The organism is Streptomyces monashensis (genome assembly GCF_001866665.1).
GTDB classification, from domain to species: domain Bacteria; phylum Actinomycetota; class Actinomycetes; order Streptomycetales; family Streptomycetaceae; genus Streptomyces; species Streptomyces monashensis.
Genome location: NZ_MLYO01000042.1, coordinates 1 through 15,528 on the forward strand (window position 1 = coordinate 1; position 15,528 = coordinate 15,528).

General features: G+C 73.3%; 12 protein-coding genes. 8 read left to right on the forward strand and 4 right to left on the reverse strand.

What is annotated here, in order from left to right:
* Positions 1-82: 82 nt before the first annotated feature.
* Positions 83-1,525: an NADP-dependent phosphogluconate dehydrogenase gene (gene gndA / locus BIV23_RS25715; protein WP_071383340.1), complete on the reverse strand. Its 1,443-nt coding sequence runs from the start codon at positions 1,523-1,525 to the stop codon at positions 83-85.
* A 271-nt stretch (positions 1,526-1,796) separates the two neighbouring features.
* Here gndA and BIV23_RS25720 point away from each other — a divergent pair, with 271 nt between their 5' ends.
* Complete coding sequence (locus tag BIV23_RS25720; RefSeq protein ID WP_071383341.1) at positions 1,797-2,990, forward strand: transglycosylase family protein; 1,194 nt, start codon at positions 1,797-1,799, stop codon at positions 2,988-2,990.
* On the opposite strand, the gene BIV23_RS25725 is transcribed toward BIV23_RS25720, so the two are convergent.
* Positions 2,960-4,204: a DMT family transporter gene (locus tag BIV23_RS25725; RefSeq protein ID WP_071383342.1), complete on the reverse strand. Its 1,245-nt coding sequence runs from the start codon at positions 4,202-4,204 to the stop codon at positions 2,960-2,962. The genes BIV23_RS25720 and BIV23_RS25725 overlap by 31 nt on opposite strands.
* 173 nt (positions 4,205-4,377) lie before the next feature.
* On the opposite strand from BIV23_RS25725, the gene BIV23_RS25730 reads away from it, so the two are divergent.
* The 6 genes from BIV23_RS25730 to BIV23_RS25755 all read left to right on the forward strand — a co-directional run bounded on the left by BIV23_RS25730 (position 4,378) and on the right by BIV23_RS25755 (position 13,262).
* On the forward strand, positions 4,378-5,130 hold the full coding sequence (locus BIV23_RS25730) for a (2Fe-2S)-binding protein (protein WP_245790638.1): 753 nt from the start codon (positions 4,378-4,380) through the stop codon (positions 5,128-5,130).
* A 34-nt stretch (positions 5,131-5,164) separates the two neighbouring features.
* A complete protein-coding gene (gene glgA, locus BIV23_RS25735) occupies positions 5,165-6,316 on the forward strand; it encodes a glycogen synthase (RefSeq protein ID WP_079173363.1) in 1,152 nt (383 codons plus the stop codon).
* 51 nt (positions 6,317-6,367) lie between these two features.
* Positions 6,368-7,588 carry a glucose-1-phosphate adenylyltransferase gene (gene glgC / locus BIV23_RS25740; RefSeq protein ID WP_071383343.1) on the forward strand — a complete coding sequence of 407 codons (1,221 nt, stop codon included), beginning with the start codon at positions 6,368-6,370 and terminating at the stop codon, positions 7,586-7,588.
* Positions 7,589-7,771: 183 nt separating this feature from the next.
* Entirely contained in the window at positions 7,772-10,093 is a 2,322-nt protein-coding gene (locus tag BIV23_RS25745) for a GH92 family glycosyl hydrolase (protein WP_071383344.1), read from the forward strand.
* Between the two features lie 163 nt (positions 10,094-10,256).
* Positions 10,257-11,588 (forward strand): wax ester/triacylglycerol synthase family O-acyltransferase, encoded by a 1,332-nt coding sequence (locus BIV23_RS25750; RefSeq protein WP_071383345.1) that lies wholly within the window; start codon positions 10,257-10,259, stop codon positions 11,586-11,588.
* Between the two features lie 171 nt (positions 11,589-11,759).
* Complete coding sequence (locus tag BIV23_RS25755) at positions 11,760-13,262, forward strand: SDR family NAD(P)-dependent oxidoreductase (RefSeq protein WP_071383346.1); 1,503 nt, start codon at positions 11,760-11,762, stop codon at positions 13,260-13,262.
* A 53-nt stretch (positions 13,263-13,315) separates the two neighbouring features.
* Here BIV23_RS25755 and BIV23_RS25760 read toward each other — a convergent pair whose 3' ends face one another.
* Together BIV23_RS25760 and BIV23_RS25765 are read right to left on the reverse strand one after the other, a co-directional pair.
* Positions 13,316-14,152, reverse strand: coding sequence for an SDR family oxidoreductase (locus BIV23_RS25760; protein ID WP_071383347.1), 837 nt, complete (start codon positions 14,150-14,152; stop codon positions 13,316-13,318).
* A 55-nt stretch (positions 14,153-14,207) separates the two neighbouring features.
* Positions 14,208-14,606 carry a hypothetical protein gene (locus BIV23_RS25765; RefSeq protein ID WP_071383348.1) on the reverse strand — a complete coding sequence of 133 codons (399 nt, stop codon included), beginning with the start codon at positions 14,604-14,606 and terminating at the stop codon, positions 14,208-14,210.
* Between the two features lie 422 nt (positions 14,607-15,028).
* On the opposite strand from BIV23_RS25765, the gene BIV23_RS48875 reads away from it, so the two are divergent.
* Entirely contained in the window at positions 15,029-15,202 is a 174-nt protein-coding gene (locus BIV23_RS48875) for a hypothetical protein (protein WP_020943570.1), read from the forward strand.
* The last annotated feature ends 326 nt before the right edge of the window (positions 15,203-15,528 follow it).

Here is a 15,528-nt window from a genome sequence, read left to right on the forward strand (position 1 = left end):
GCCGCGTGGGCGCGACCGGCCGCGACACACCCCGCGGCCGTGAACGCACCGGTTCCTCCCACCCTCTCGGCCGCACGAGAACCTACGCCGAGACCTCGCTCCGGTCCCCGCCCCACAGCGTGTGGAACGCCCCCTCCCGGTCCACCCGCCGATACGTGTGCGCCCCGAAGAAGTCCCGCTGCCCCTGCGTGAGCGCCGCAGGCAGCCGCTCCGCCCGCAACGCGTCGTAGTACGCCAGCGCCGCCGAGAAGCCGGGCGTCGGCACGCCCTGCCGCACCGCCGCGATCACCACGTCGCGCCAGTCGTCCTGTGCGTCCGCGATCTCGCGGGCGAACGTCTCGTCCGACAGCAGGCTCGGCAGGTCGGCGCGGGTGTCGTACGCCGCGCGGATGCGGTCCAGGAACGCCGCCCGGATGATGCAGCCGCCCCGCCAGATCGACGCGACCTTGCCGAGGTCGATGTCCCAGCCGTACTCCTCACTGCCCGCGGTGATCTCGTGGAAGCCCTGCGTGTACGACACGATCTTGGACGCGTACAGCGCCTGCTCGACCTGGTCGGCGAAGGCGGCCGCCTCCTCCTTGCCCAGCGGCGCGGCCTCCGGTCCGGTCAGCCCCCGCGAGGCCGCGCGCAGCGTCGCGTGCCCGGACAGCGAGCGGGCGAAGACCGCCTCCGCGATGCCGGACACCGGAACGCCCAGGTCCAGCGCGATCTGCACCGTCCAGCGGCCGGTGCCCTTCTGCTCGGCCTGGTCGACCACGACGTCCACGAACGGCCTGCCGGTCGCCGCGTCCACGTGGGACAGCACCTCGGCCGTGATCTCGATCAGGTAGGAGTCGAGACGGCCCTGGTTCCAGGTGCGGAAGATGTCCGCGATCTCGGCGGGGGAGTACCCGGCGACATCGCGCAGCAGCTGGTACGCCTCGCCGATCAGCTGCATGTCGGCGTACTCGATGCCGTTGTGGACCATCTTCACGAAGTGCCCGGCGCCGTCGGGGCCCACATGCGTCACACAGGGCGCGCCGTCCTTCGCCGCCTTCGCGGAGATCTTCTCCAGCATCGGGCCCAGCGAGTCGTACGACTCCTTCGGGCCGCCCGGCATGATGCTCGGTCCGTGCAGCGCGCCCTCCTCGCCGCCGGAGACGCCCATGCCGACGAAATGGATGCCCTGCTCGCGCAGCGCCTTCTCGCGGCGCCGGGTGTCCGCGAAGTGCGCGTTGCCACCGTCGATGATCATGTCGCCGGGCTCCAGCAGCGGCGCGAACTCCTCGATCACCGCGTCCGTCGGGCCGCCCGCCTTCACCATGATGACCAGGCGGCGCGGACGCTCCAGCGCCGCCACGAACTCCTCGGCGGTCTCGGCCGAGATGAAGTCGCCCTCGCCGCCGAACTCCTCCACCAGCGCCTTGGTCCGCGCCACCGTACGGTTGTGCACGGCGACGGTGTAGCCGTTGCGGGCGAAGTTCCGGGCGAGATTGCGGCCCATGACCGCGAGGCCCGTGACACCGATCTGCGCTGAAGTGCTCATGCCGCCTGCTTCCTGGTTGCCTCGTGACTACGGCTCCGTCAGTACGGGTCCTCGCCCATCTTGACCTGCCGACCTGGCGAGCGCACATGAGACCCGCCAGGCTTGAGTACGCGGTGACGGGGCCGGAAGCCTCAGTCCTTCGCGCATCAGGCCAACAGGCGCCGGTTCCCGGCCACTTGAGGGGCGGGCGAGGCCGGTTTTCCGTCTTGTCATGGCCTGTTCGCCGCGCTTAGTTTTGCCCCTCCTGACGCATGCCGAGGGGAATTCGGACATGGCCGTACGCGGCCGGCATCGCCGGTACCAGCCGAACAGGATCAACCGCGCCTCACTCACCGTCACGGCGGGCGGCGCCGGACTCGCGATCCCGCTGGTCGCCGCTGGCACCGCGGACGCGGCCGACGCCTCCACCTGGAACAAGGTCGCCGCCTGCGAGTCCAGCGGCGACTGGAGCATCAACACCGGCAACGGCTTCTACGGCGGGCTCCAGTTCACCCGCTCCACCTGGGAGGCGTACGGCGGCACGCGGTACGCGCCACGCGCCGACCTCGCGAGCCGCGAGCAGCAGATGGCCGTCGCCGAGCGGGTCCTCGACGCCCAGGGGCCCGGCGCCTGGCCGGTCTGCTCGGTACGGGCCGGACTGAACCGCGCGGACGCCGAGCCCGGTGCCCACACGGACAGCGCCGGGACGCGCCCGGTGGCCGCCGAGAAGAAGAGCACCGGGAAGGGCACCGGGAAAAGCGGCGGGACGGGCGCCGGGAGGAAGGCGTCCGTACGGGACGTGACGCCCCAGACCACCCCGCAGTCACGGGCCGGTCGCGCCGAGATGTACACGGTGGTGCGCGGCGACACGCTCTCCGGCATCGCGCGGGACCACCAGCTGCGCGGCGGCTGGCGCGGGCTCTACGCCGACAACCGCGGGACGATCGGCGCCGACCCCGACCTGATCCTGCCGGGCCAGCGGCTCAGCCTGCACGCGACGGCCGCCCCCGACACCAAGTCCCCGAAGCGGAAGGCCCCTTCGCGGCACACGAGCGCCCCGCACCGGACCACGAGCACGGGCCGTACGTTCGTCGCCCCGGTCAACGCCCCGATCGGCACCGGCTATCGGGTGGCCGGCGTGCACTGGTCGAAGGGCTACCACACCGGCGTCGACTTCCTCGTGCCGACCGGCACCTCCGTGAAGGCCGTGGAGGCCGGACAGGTGGTGGCCGCGGGCTGGGGCGGCTCCTACGGCTACCAGGTGGTGATCCGGCACGCCGACGGCCGCTACAGCCAGTACGGCCATCTGTCGGCGATCGCGGTGCGGATCGGGCAGAGCGTCACCGCCGGTCAGCGCATCGCCCGTTCGGGAGCGACCGGGAACGTCACCGGTCCGCACCTGCACTTCGAGATGCGGACCGGACCCGAATTCGGCACGGACATCGACCCGCTCGCCTATCTGCGGGCGGGCAGCGTCAGGATCTGACCCCCGTACCGGTTCGGGTGGGGGAACGGCAGCGACACGACCGCCGCGCCCGTGGCCGACGCCGTGTACATCACGGGGAACACACTGCCCGCGGGCGGGCCGGGCGGCTCACCGCCCCCGGCGTCCGTCCCGCCGCCCGTGACCGGCCGCAGGTCCCCGTCCGCGGCCGCGGACGGCCCCGTGCCGGCGTCCGGAGCCGGGTCGGCGGGGCGGGCCCTGCCCGGCACCAGCAGGCCGGGCAGGGCCGGCGCGTCGAGCGACGAGCCGTCCTCGGCGGGCGCGGGCGGCTCCGCCTCGCCCGGCGCCGGCACGCGCTGCGCGGGCAGGCCCGGCGCCTGGGGCTCCGCGGCCGGCGCCGGGGCGGCCACCGCCGCGGGCGGTCCCGTGCGCGCGATCCGCTCGGTCGTCAGCATGACCAGACCGCCCGCCGCGACCACACCGCAGCTGATGGCGAGTCCGCTGCCCACGCCGCCGTAGCGAAACGTCTCGCCGAACATCAGGATGCCGACGGCGGCCGCCAGCACCGGGTTGACCACGGTCAGCGTGGCCAGCGGGGCGGCGAGCCCGGCGCCCCGGTAGGAGGCCTGGGAGAGCACCACGCCCGTGCCGGCGAACAGGACGATCACGGCGAGCGAGGGCAGGTCGTGGAGGTCGATGCCGCGGGTCCAGTCCTCGGCGACCGCCTTGGTGAACACCGACGACATGCCGAAGGCGATGCCGGACGCCGTGGCGAGCAGCACGCTGCGCACCGCGGGGTGCCGGTGGGCGGCCAGCCCCGCGAGCGTCAGCCCCGCGGTCGCGCCGCCGGTGACCAGCACCACCGCGATCCGCTGGGCCGTGTCGAGGGAGTGGGTGTCGGTGGAGCCGACGAGGGACAGCAGACCGGCCAGGCCCACCGTGGCCATGACGGCGCCGCGCCAGGCGGCCGCCCCGGCCCCGCGGCCGACGAACAGCGCCGCCATCGGCAGCGCGAAGACGATGGTCAGCGCGCCGAGCGGCTGGACGAGACTGAGCGGACCGTAGGCCAGCGCCACCACGTGCAGGACGCCGCCGAGACCGTTGAGCGCCAGCGCCCCCCACCAACCCGGGCGGCGCAGCGGCATGTACGCGCTGTCCGGGCAGGAGACCGCCACCTGCTCCTGCACGATCGCGCCGCCCGCGTAGGCGAGGGCGGACACGACCGACAACAGCACGGACAGCGCGAGTGCGCTCATCGGCGTCTCCACTGCGGCAGACGGGGGCCCGGAGCCCGGTGCGGCGTACGGTCGGCTTCCATGGCGAACACTCTGCCCGTCCGGGCCGTTCGCGTCGTCGTACCTGAGCACCCAATGCGTCCTACTGCCGATGGAGTACGGCCGTGACCTGATCATCCTTGGGACGGGTGTCCCTGGTACCACTGTCTGTCGTGGACCTCGACCCCGAACTCGCCGCCCTCCGCCCGCTCGGCGGCTTCTTCGTCCTGCGCACCGCCGGGGCGGCGCCCCCGACGACGCTCGCCGACGCGTACGCGACGCCGCCCCCGGACGCCCACCGCGACCCCCTCGCCGCACGGATCGCCCTGGTCGCGGGGCGGCTGCGGGCCCCCGAACCGCGGGTCGCCGTCTCCGTCGCACAGCAGGGCCTGGCCGCCCGGCTGTGGGCGACGGCCCTCGGCTGCGCCGCCCGGTACGGCAGGCTGCCCGACCTCGCTCCCCGGCTGCTGCGCTGGGACCCCCTGGGATCGGCCCCCGACGACCTGTGGCTGGCCGAGGTCCGTCCGCTGCCCGGGGAGCCCGACCTCGTCACCGCCGTACTGCACGGGCATCTGGAGCCGCTGGCGCAGACCCTGACCGCCCGCTACGGCATCGCGGCCGGGCTGCTGTGGGGCAACGCGGGCTCGGCGCTCGCGGGGGCGGCCCGGGAACTGGACCGCTGGGCCCGGGCGCACGGCCGCGACGACGTCGCCGGGCGGGCCCGCGCCCTGACCGGCGCGCTCTTCGCGCACCCCCTGCTGCGCCCCACCGGCACCCGCACCGCCGCCGCGTTCCGCCGCCGCAGCTGCTGCCTGTACTACCGCGTGCCCGGCGGCGGGGTCTGCGGCGACTGCTGCTTCACGCGGCCTCCGCGCTCTTCCCCGGAGGCCGCATCCGGGCGACCATGAGGGGAAGCTGCCGCCGGGACGAGGGGGTTGTCGGGTGCGAGTGGGACTGCTGACCCGGGAGTACCCCCCGGACGTGTACGGCGGCGCCGGTGTCCATGTGGAGTTCCTGGCACGGGAGTTGGCCCCGCTGGTGGACCTGGAGGTGCACTGCTGGGGCGAGGGCCGCGGGGTCGGCGTCGTACGCCACCGCTCCTGGTCCGCGCTCGACGGCGCCAACGACGCGCTGCGCACCTTCTCCGTGGACCTGTCGATGGCCGCCGCGCTGGAGGGCCGCGAACTGGTCCACTCCCACACCTGGTACGCGGGCATCGCCGGCCATGTCGCCAAGCTGCTGCACGGCATCCCGCACGTGGTCACCGCGCACTCCCTGGAGCCGCTGCGCCCCTGGAAGGCGGAGCAACTGGGCGGCGGCTACGCGCTGTCCGGCTGGGCCGAGCGCACCGCCGTCGAGGCCGCCGACGCGGTGATCGCCGTGTCCGGCGCCATGCGCGAGGACATCCTCGGCTGCTATCCGGCGCTGGACCCGGCACGGGTCCACGTCGTGCACAACGGGATCGACACCCGCCTGTACCGCCCGGATCCCGGCACCGACGCCCTGCTGCGGCACGGCGTCGACCCCGCCCGGCCCTACGTCCTGTTCGTCGGCCGGATCACCCGCCAGAAGGGCGTGCCCCATCTGCTGCGCGCCGTACGGGACATCGATCCGGACGCCCAGGTCGTACTGTGCGCGGGAGCCCCCGACACCCCCGGGATCGACCGCGAGTTCCGGGAGTTGTTCGAGGAGGTGAGCCGGGTGCGCGCGGGCGTGTTCTGGATCCCGCAGATGCTGCCGCGCACGGAGGTCGTCCAACTCCTCAGCCACGCCGCCGTGTTCGTGTGCCCGTCGGTGTACGAACCGCTCGGCATCGTCAACCTGGAGGCGATGGCGTGCGGCACGCCGGTCGTGGCCTCCCGGGTCGGGGGGATCCCCGAGGTGGTGGCGGACGGCGGCACGGGCCTGCTGGTGGACGTGGACGAGGGCTTCGAGGCGGGTCTGGCCCGGGCGCTGGACAGCGTGCTCGGCGACCCGGCGGCGGCCCGGCGGATGGGGGAGGCCGGACGGGTGCGCGCGGTGGGGGAGTTCGGCTGGGACGCGGTGGCCCGGCGCACCGCCGCGCTGTACGAGGAGATCCTCAAGGGGGCTTGAGCCCGTCGGGCTGCGGGCATCCATGGTTCTACCAGGGTGAGGGGAGCGGCCATGCGTCGTGGAGGGCCTTCCGTACTCGGGATCGTGCTGGCGGGCGGGGAGGGCAAGCGCCTGATGCCGCTCACGACCGACCGCGCCAAACCCGCGGTCACCTTCGGCGGCACCTACCGCCTCGTCGACTTCGTGCTGTCCAACCTCGTCAACGCCGACGTCCTGCGCATCTGCGTGCTGACCCAGTACAAGTCGCACTCGCTGGACCGGCACATCACCACCACCTGGCGGATGTCCAGTCTGCTCGGCAACTACGTCACCCCGGTCCCGGCCCAGCAGCGCCTCGGCCCGCGCTGGTACCTGGGCAGCGCCGACGCGATCCTGCAGTCCCTGAACCTCGTGCACGACGAACAGCCCGAGTACGTCGCGGTGTTCGGCGCCGACCACGTGTACCGGATGGATCCGCGGCAGATGCTCGCCCAGCACATCGAGGGCGGCGCCGGGGTGACGGTGGCCGGCATCCGGGTGCCGCGCGCGCAGTCCTCGGCCTTCGGCGTCATCACGCCCGGCTCGGACGGCCGTACGATCCGCCGCTTCCTGGAGAAGCCGGCCGACCCGCCCGGACTCCCGGACGCCCCGGACACGGTCTTCGCCTCGATGGGCAACTACGTCTTCACCACCAAGGTCCTCGTCGAGGCGCTGCACCGGGACGCCGAGGACGGGCAGTCCGTGCACGACATGGGCGGCTCGATCCTGCCCCAGCTCACCACGCGCGGCGAGGCGCAGCTGTACGACTTCGACGACAACCACGTGCCCGGCGAGACCACCCGCGACCAGGGCTACTGGCGGGACGTGGGCACCCTGGACGCCTACTACGAGGCGCACATGGACCTCATCGCCGAGCGCCCCGCCTTCAACCTCTACAACCGGCAGTGGCCCGTCTACACCCACTCCGGCCAGCTCTCCCCGGCCCGCTTCAGCGCGGGCGGCATCGCGAGCGAGTCCATCATCAGCGCGGGCTGCCTGATCCGGGGCCAGGTCACCCGGTCCGTGCTGTCCCCGGGCGTCCGGGTCGATCCCGGGGCGGTGGTGCAGGGCTCGGTCCTGCACGACAACGTGCGCATCGGGCGGGGCGCGGTGGTGCGCGGCGCGGTCCTGGACAAGAACGTGGAGGTCCCGCCCGGCGCGACGATCGGCGTCAGCCCGGACCGGGACGCGGAGCTCTACACGGTCTCGACGGGCGGCGTCATCGCGCTGGGGAAGGGACAGCGGGTGTCCTGAGCCCGGTCACCGAACTCACCACGGACGAGCGGTCGTTCGCGCGCGAACTGACCGTTCGTCACCACTCGTGCGTGTGAACCCGATCGCGACGCGTCGGGCGTGACGTCCATGGAATGCCCGGGTTTGGGTCGTTCGACCTTCAGGATGCAGGGAACGACGTCGAACCTGCGGAGGTCATGCGACATGAGAGGGACCCGGCGCACACGGCTGTGCCTGGCCGGGGTGATGGCAGCGTCCACGCTGATCGCCACCCCCGCCTCGGGCGCCGCCGGGCGGACCGACGGCCACCTCACCGATCTGGTCAACCCCTTCATCGGGAGCCAGGACGAGGGCAACACGTTCCCCGGCGCGGCCGTGCCCTTCGGCATGGTGCAGCTCTCCCCGGACACCGGGCACTTCTCCGGCTACGACTACACGCAGGCGCGCATCCGCGGCTTCTCGCTGGTCCATCTCTCGGGCGTCGGCTGCGCTATCGGCGGCGACCTGCCCGTGCTGCCGACCACCGGCGACGTGACGCAGACGGACTACACCGCGTACGCGACCGGATTCGCGCACCGGGACGAGGCGGCGCGCCCCGGCTACTACCGCGTCGGCCTCGCCTCCGGCATCCGCGCCGAACTGACCGCGACCGCGCGCACCGGGGTGCAGCGCTACACCTTCCCGGCCACCGACAAGGCCAACGTCCTGCTGAACGCGGCCCAGTCGCTGCACAAGGCGGTCTCCAGCACGGTCGAGATCCTGGACGACCACACGGTGCGCACCGCGATCACCGGCCACGGCTTCTGCCGGGACACCCGCCCCTACACCGTCTACACCGTCACCCGCTTCAGCCGGCCCTTCACCGCCTACGGCACCTGGGACGGCAAGCAGGTGACCCCGGGCTCCCGCAGCGGCCCCGGCGGCGCCTACGTCCGCTTCGACACCAGCAGGGACCGTACGGTCGAGGCGACCACGGCCCTGTCGTACGTCGACGCGCGCGGCGCGGCCGGCAACCTCGCCGCGGAGGGCGGCCGGTCCTTCGACGCCGTGCGCGAGGCGGCCCGCGCCGCGTGGGAGAAGCGGCTCGCCGCCGTCCACGTCCAGGGCGGCACGGACACGCTGCGCCGGACCTTCTACTCCTCGCTGTACCGCTCGTTCCTCGCGCCCAACATCGGCGACGACGCCGACGGCCGCTACACCGGCTGGGACCGCCGCATCCACCACGCCGACGGGTTCACGTACTACCAGAACTGGTCGCTGTGGGACACCTACCGCACCCAGGTGCAGCTGCTCGCCCTGCTCGCGCCGCGCCAGGCACGGGACATGGCCCGCTCGCTGGTCGCGGTCGACGAGGACGGCGGCTGGCTGCCCAAGTGGGGCTACGGCCCGGTCGAGACGAACGTGATGAGCGGCGACCCGGTCACCCCGTTCCTGACCGCGGCGTACCAGGCGGGGCTGCTCAAGGGCTTCGAGGAGCGGGCCTACCGCGCGCTGCGCAAGAACGCCGACGGTGTGCCGCCCGCCGCCTATCCGGGCATCGGCCGGGAGGCCAACGCCGACTACCTCGCGCACGGCTTCGCCCCCTACATCTGGGACCGCCCGCTGGCCAAGATGGGCGACTCCGACTACCACCACGGGGCCTCCGTCACCCTGGAGTACGCGCTCGCCGACGCCATGCTGGCGCAGATGGCGCGTGGCCTCGGCCATGACGCGGACGCGGCCCGGTACGCCGCCCGCGCGCAGAACTACCGGAACATCTTCGACCCCTCGACCGGCTTCTTCCGCGCCCGCGACGGCTCCGGCGCCTTCTACGGCTCCGCCGACCCGGCCAAGGGCACCGGTTTCCACGAGGGCACCGCCTGGCAGTACCAGTGGCTCGTCCCGCAGGACGTGCCCGGCATGGTGAAGCTCATCGGCGGCGAGCACGCGGCCAACGACCGCCTCGACTCCTTCTTCGCCTACGACAAGCTGCTGGCCGACCCGGCGAGGACGGCGCGCGAGGGGTGGGTGCACGGCGACGCGTACGACTACTACAACGCCACCAAGTACAACCCGATGAACGAGCCCGACCTCACCGCGCCGTACATCTACCTCGCCACCGGCCAGCCCTGGAAGACCACCGACGTGGTGCACGCCGCCCTGACCCTGTTCACCGACGGGCCCGGCGGCATCGCCGGCAACGACGACCTGGGCACGATGTCCGCCTGGAACGTGCTGTCGTCCATCGGCCTGTTCCCCATCCAGCCCGGCTACGGCACCTGGGGCCTGTCCACCCCCGTCTTCGACCGCGTCGACCTCGCCCTGGACCGGCGCTACTGGCCGGGCGGACGCCTGACGATCACCGCGCCCGGCACCTCGGCGGCCGACCGCTACATCCAGTCCGTACGCACCGACGGCCGTGCGCACGGGCGGACCTATGTGACGAACGACGCACTGCGCGCGATGCGCTCGCTCGCGTTCACGGTCGGCTCGCGCCCGTCTGAGTGGGGTACGTCACCCGAGGCGGCACAGCCCGTCCTGAGGTGATCCGGCGTAAGCCGTGGTCCCGCCCCTGATCGAGGGGCGGGACTTAACCTGCCGTTAACTGAGCGTAGCCTGATCGTACTTGACCGTAATCAGGTGACAGGGATTCACTGCGTTGACTGCGATTGATCGCAGATCCCCCGTCGTCGATGCGTGAGGCAAGCCCTTGACTTCCGATCTGCTCGCTCCCCTCGACCTGGCGTTCTGGAACATCGAGTCCGACCGGCATCCCATGCACCTCGGCGCGCTCGGCGTCTTCGGTGCCCACTCGCCCACCGCCGGCGCCCACGCGGCCGACCTGCTCGCCGCCCGCGCCGCCGCCGTCCCCGGACTCCGCCTGCGCATCCGCGACGTGTGGCAACCGCTCGCCTTCGGCGCCGCCGTCCGCGAGACCGATCCGGACTTCGACCCGCTGAACCACGTACGGCTGCACGCCCCGACCGCGGACTTCCACGCGGTCGCCGGCCGCCTGATGGAACGCCCGCTGGAACGGGGCCGGCCGCCCTGGGAGGCGCACGTGCTGCCCGGCGAGGACGGAGTGTCCTTCGCGGTGCTGTTCAAGTTCCACCACGCCCTCGCCGACGGGCTGCGCGCGCTCAAGCTGGCCGCCGGTGTCCTCGACCCGGTGGACCTGCCCGCGCGGGCGCCGCGCGCCATCGAACCGCCGCGCGGACTGCTGTCGGACGTCCGCCGGCTGCCGGGGCTGCTCCCCGGGCTGGTCCGGGGCGTCCTGTCCGACGCGGGCCGCGCCCTGGACATCGGCGCCTCGCTCGCCCGCTCCACGCTCGGCATGCGGCCGTCCTCCGCGCTCACCTCCACCCCGAGCGGCACGCGCCGCACCGCCGGGGTGGTCCTCGACATCGACGACGTGCACCGGGTGCGCAAGACCGTGGGCGGCACGGTCAACGACGTCCTCATCGCCGTCGTCGCCGGCGCCCTGCGCCGCTGGCTGGAGGAGCGCGGCGAGTCCACCCGCGGCGTGGCGCCCCGCGCCCTCATCCCCGTCTCGCGGCGCCGCCCGCGCACCGCCCACCCCCAGGGCAACCGGCTCTCCGGCTATCTGATACCGCTGCCCGTGGGGGAGTCCGACCCCCTCGGCCGCCTCGACACGGTGCGCACGGCGATGGTCCGCCACAAGGACGCGGGGCCCGACCGGGGCGCCGGCGCGGTCGCCCTGCTCGCCGACCACGTCCCGGCCCTCGGCCACCGCCTCGGCGGCCCGCTGGTCGGCCAGGCCGCCCGCCTCTGGTTCGACATCCTGGTCACCAGCGTGCCGATGCCGTCACTGGGCCTGCGCCTCGGCGGCCACGAACTGACCGAGGTCTACCCCCTGGCCCCCCTCGCCCCCGGCCAGTCCCTGGCGGTGGCGATCTCGACGTACCGCGGCCGCGTGCACTACGGCCTGGTCGCCGATGCCCGCGCCGTCCCGGACCTGGACCGCTTCGCCCACGCGGTCTCGGCCGAACTGGAGACCCTGCTGACCGCCTGCGCGGTCTGAGGAGCCCCCGCCCGCTCGCCCCGGCGACAGTCCCCGGTGCGGTGCCCCGGCGTCACTGTCCGTGCCGGGGCGACCGGGTTTGGCGGCGAGCCGTGCGCTCCGTAAAATTCCTCGTTCGACAGTGGGCGCGAGTCGGCGCGCCGTGCGGGTGATCAGGGAAGCGGCAGCGCGATGACGGTGACAGAGGACGGCTCCATGGCCTCCGCGGCCATGGACGAGGTGGTCTACGGGCCGGGTATCGACCCCGAGCGGCTGGCCGTCTGCCTGAGCGTGCTCGAGGAGCTCGACACCCTCGAGGTCGACCACCCCGACGCGATCACGGTGCGCCGGGCCACCTCGGCCATCTACCGCACGGTCAAGCAGCGCCGCCGCCAGGAGCGCCGCGCCGCCAAGACCGCGCACGACCGCGCCGTCACCGAGGCCACCGCGACCGGCTCCGCCGAGCGGATCGACGACGAGACCGAGGGCCTGCTGCCCTCCTCCAAGGTCGGGGAGGGCAGGATCGCGGGCATACTCCAGCGCCCGCGCTCCTGCTACACCTGCAAGGGCCGCTACGTCGAGGTCGACTACTTCTACCACCAGCTCTGTCCCGACTGCGCCCGCACCAACCGGGCCAAGCGCGACGCCCGCGCCGACCTCACCGGCAAGCGCGCACTGCTCACCGGCGGCCGCGCCAAGATCGGCATGTACATCGCCCTGCGGCTGCTGCGCGACGGCGCCCACACCACCATCACCACGCGCTTCCCCAAGGACGCCATCCGCCGGTTCACGGCGATGGAGGACGCGGCGGACTGGATCCACCGCCTGGAGGTCGTCGGCATCGACCTGCGCGACCCGGCACAGGCCGTCGCGCTGGCCGAGCGGGTCACCGAGGCCGGTCCGCTCGACATCCTGATCAACAACGCGACCCAGACCGTACGCCGGCTGCCCTCCGCCTACGCGGCCCTGGTCGACGGCGAGAGCGCTCCGCTGCCCGCCGGTGAACTGCCGGCCCACTCCGTCATCGGCGCCTTCAACTCCGGCGCGGTCGACGGCATCGCCGCGCTGCCGGTCGGCACCAGCGGCCTGGACGCACAGAAGGTCGCCGACCTCGCCCTCGTCGCGGGCAACGCCAGCATCGCCCGGCATGTCGAGGGCACCGCCATCGACGCCGGCGGCCTCGTTCCCGACGTCGTCGACACCAACACCTGGGTGCAGACCATCGACCAGATCTCGCCGGTCGAGTTGCTGGAGACCCAGCTGTGCAACTACACCTCGCCGTTCATCCTGATCAGCGCCCTGCGTCCGGCCATGGCCGACGCCGCGAAGAAGGCGGCCAGCAAGCGCGCCTACGTCGTCAACGTCTCGGCGATGGAAGGCGTCTTCGGCCGCGGCTACAAGGGCGCCGGGCACCCGAACACCAACGCCGCCAAGGCGGCCATGAACATGGTCACGCGGACCAGCGCCCAGGAGATGTTCGACACCGACGGCATCCTCATGACGTCCGTCGACACCGGCTGGATCACCGACGAGCGCCCGCACTACGAGAAGCTGCGCCTCGCCGAGGAGGGCTTCCACGCCCCGCTCGACCTGATCGACGGCGCCGCCCGCGTCTACGACCCGGTCGTGCGCGGCGAGGCGGGCGAGGACCTGTACGGCGTCTTCCTGAAGGACTACGCACCCGGCAAGTGGTGACCCCCCCACGGGACCGCGGCCCCTGCGGGGGCCGCGGTCCCGTGACGCCGGCGTCATCCGAACGACACCCCCTGGCTCCCGGGCCCCCCGCGCAGCCGCCGGTGCACCGCGTACGGGGTTGCCGTGGAGGCGGCGCGCACCCGCGTCCCGCCGTCGACCAGCAGGTCCGCGCCCGTGATCCACTCGGCCGCGTCGGACACCAGCCACAGCACCGCCCGCGCCACGTCCGCCGGCTCCCCGATCCGGCCGAGCGGCAGCCCCGCGGCCACCTCCGCCTCGCCCGGCTCTCCCGGTTCCCCCTGTTCCCACACGAACCGCGCCATCTCGGTGCGCACCAGCCCGGGGGAGACGGAGTTGACCCGCACCCGGGGGGCGAGTTCGCCCGCGAGCTGCCCGGTGAGATGGAGCAGGGCCGCCTTGGTCGTGCCGTACGCCCCCACGCTCGGGCCCACGTGACCGGCGCCCTCGGTGCACACGTTGACGACCGCCCCGCCGTGCTCGCGCATCCACCCCCGCCACGCGCACCGCACCAGCCGCAGCGGTGCCTCGACGTTCACGGCGAACGCCTGCCGCCAGGCGTCCGGGTCGGTGTCCATCAGCGGACCGTACGGCCGGTTCGTCGCCGCGTTGTTGACGACGACGTCCAGCCGCCCGAACTCGCGCAGCACCAGTTCCGTCAGCGCCTCCGGGTGCCCCGGGGCGGACACGTCCCCGGCCAGCCCGATCCCGCCCAGCTCGGCGGCCGTGCGGCGCACCCCGGCCGGGTCCCGTGCGGTCACGCACACCAGCGCCCCGGCCGCCGCGAGCCCCTCGGCCACGGCCCGCCCGATGCCCCGCGTCCCGCCGGTGACGACGGCCGCCCTGCCCCTGAGCCCGTACGACGACGTCATCGCCGTACCGTCTCATGACGGGCCGTCAGAGGACAGGGGTGCGGCCGCCGGAGCGTCAGTCGACCGCGCCGAGCCGGGAGTGCCGGGCCGCCACCAGCTCCAGCACGGTGCGCCAGTCCTCCAGGACGCCCGCGTCGAACCCCGCCACGCGGCCCTCCTCGTCCGCTTGGCGCAGTCGCTGGACGTCGTCCTCGGCGACGGGGCCCGCGTCCCCGCGCACCAGCCGGAACACCCGCTCCCCGAGCAGGGGGCGCACCGCCTCGGCCGCGCTACGGGCCCGGCCCGCCTCGTCGGCCGGGGACAGCACCGGCCCGATTCCGTGCACCAGCCCCGCCACCTGGAGCTCCTTGTCGGCGGGGCGGCCGCGGCGCAGCAGCGCCGCGGTCCGCAACGCGTGCTGGTGCCGGCCGGTGTACAGCAGATCCATCAGCTCCTCGACGCTGCGCAGCTCCATGCGTCAGTCCTTCCGCGAGACAGCCGTTGCCCGCAGGTCAGCAGATCATGGCGAGCTTGCGCCCCGGCCAACGGCACTTGAACCGCGCAGCGTCGTGAAGTAGCCCATGTGAGTGAACGGCGGTGCGGGGCCGGTGATGCGTGTTGTCATAAATAGCGGCATATTGGGGGGTGTTGGAGACCTGTGCGAAGCAGAGCCGTTACAGCTTGTTTGCACTCCCTATCGAGCGGATGCCCGCTCATTTGGTTAACCTGGAGGGGACGGACAGCAGCACTGGGTTCCACCCGCACCCACCCGTCCGTACGCACCGACGCCACCGCGTCCGAACTGGCCTTCCATCCAGACCCGAGCGGGCGTCGAGCGCCGGAGCGCATGCTGTGCAGCAGGCCCCCGAGGGTGACCCGACACATAAGGAGTGCGCGGTGACACCGGAGAAGACGAATCGCGAACAGCGCCCCGAGGAACGCACGGAGCGCGGGGGCCGGCGCCCCGGGGAACTCGGCAGCCTCGACGTGTGGGCCCGCTCGGCCCCGATCCGCCTCGCGGGCTACGAGGACGACCTCGCCGAGCCGCACATCCTGCCCAGCGTCGACTGAGCCGGACGGGCCGTTCCCGATCGTCGCAGGCGTGGGCGTGGCCGCCGGTGCCGACCCGGCCGACGCACGCCCGTGCCGCCCGGGCTGGTGCCGCAACAGGCAACGTTCGCCCCGTCGCGGCGCCCTGCACGTTCCCCCAGCCTTCGGCCGGGGGCGCCCCCACTCGCCCCACCGGCCGAAAGCCCGAGTACGTCCAGTACGAGGGCTTCCGGCCGGCACTCCCCCAGCCTTCGGCCGGGGGGTCCCCCAGAGCACGCACCGGACGCCGCTCCTTGACGGGCAAACGTTGCCTGCCGCGGCACTAGTAGATTGTCGCGGCTTAATTT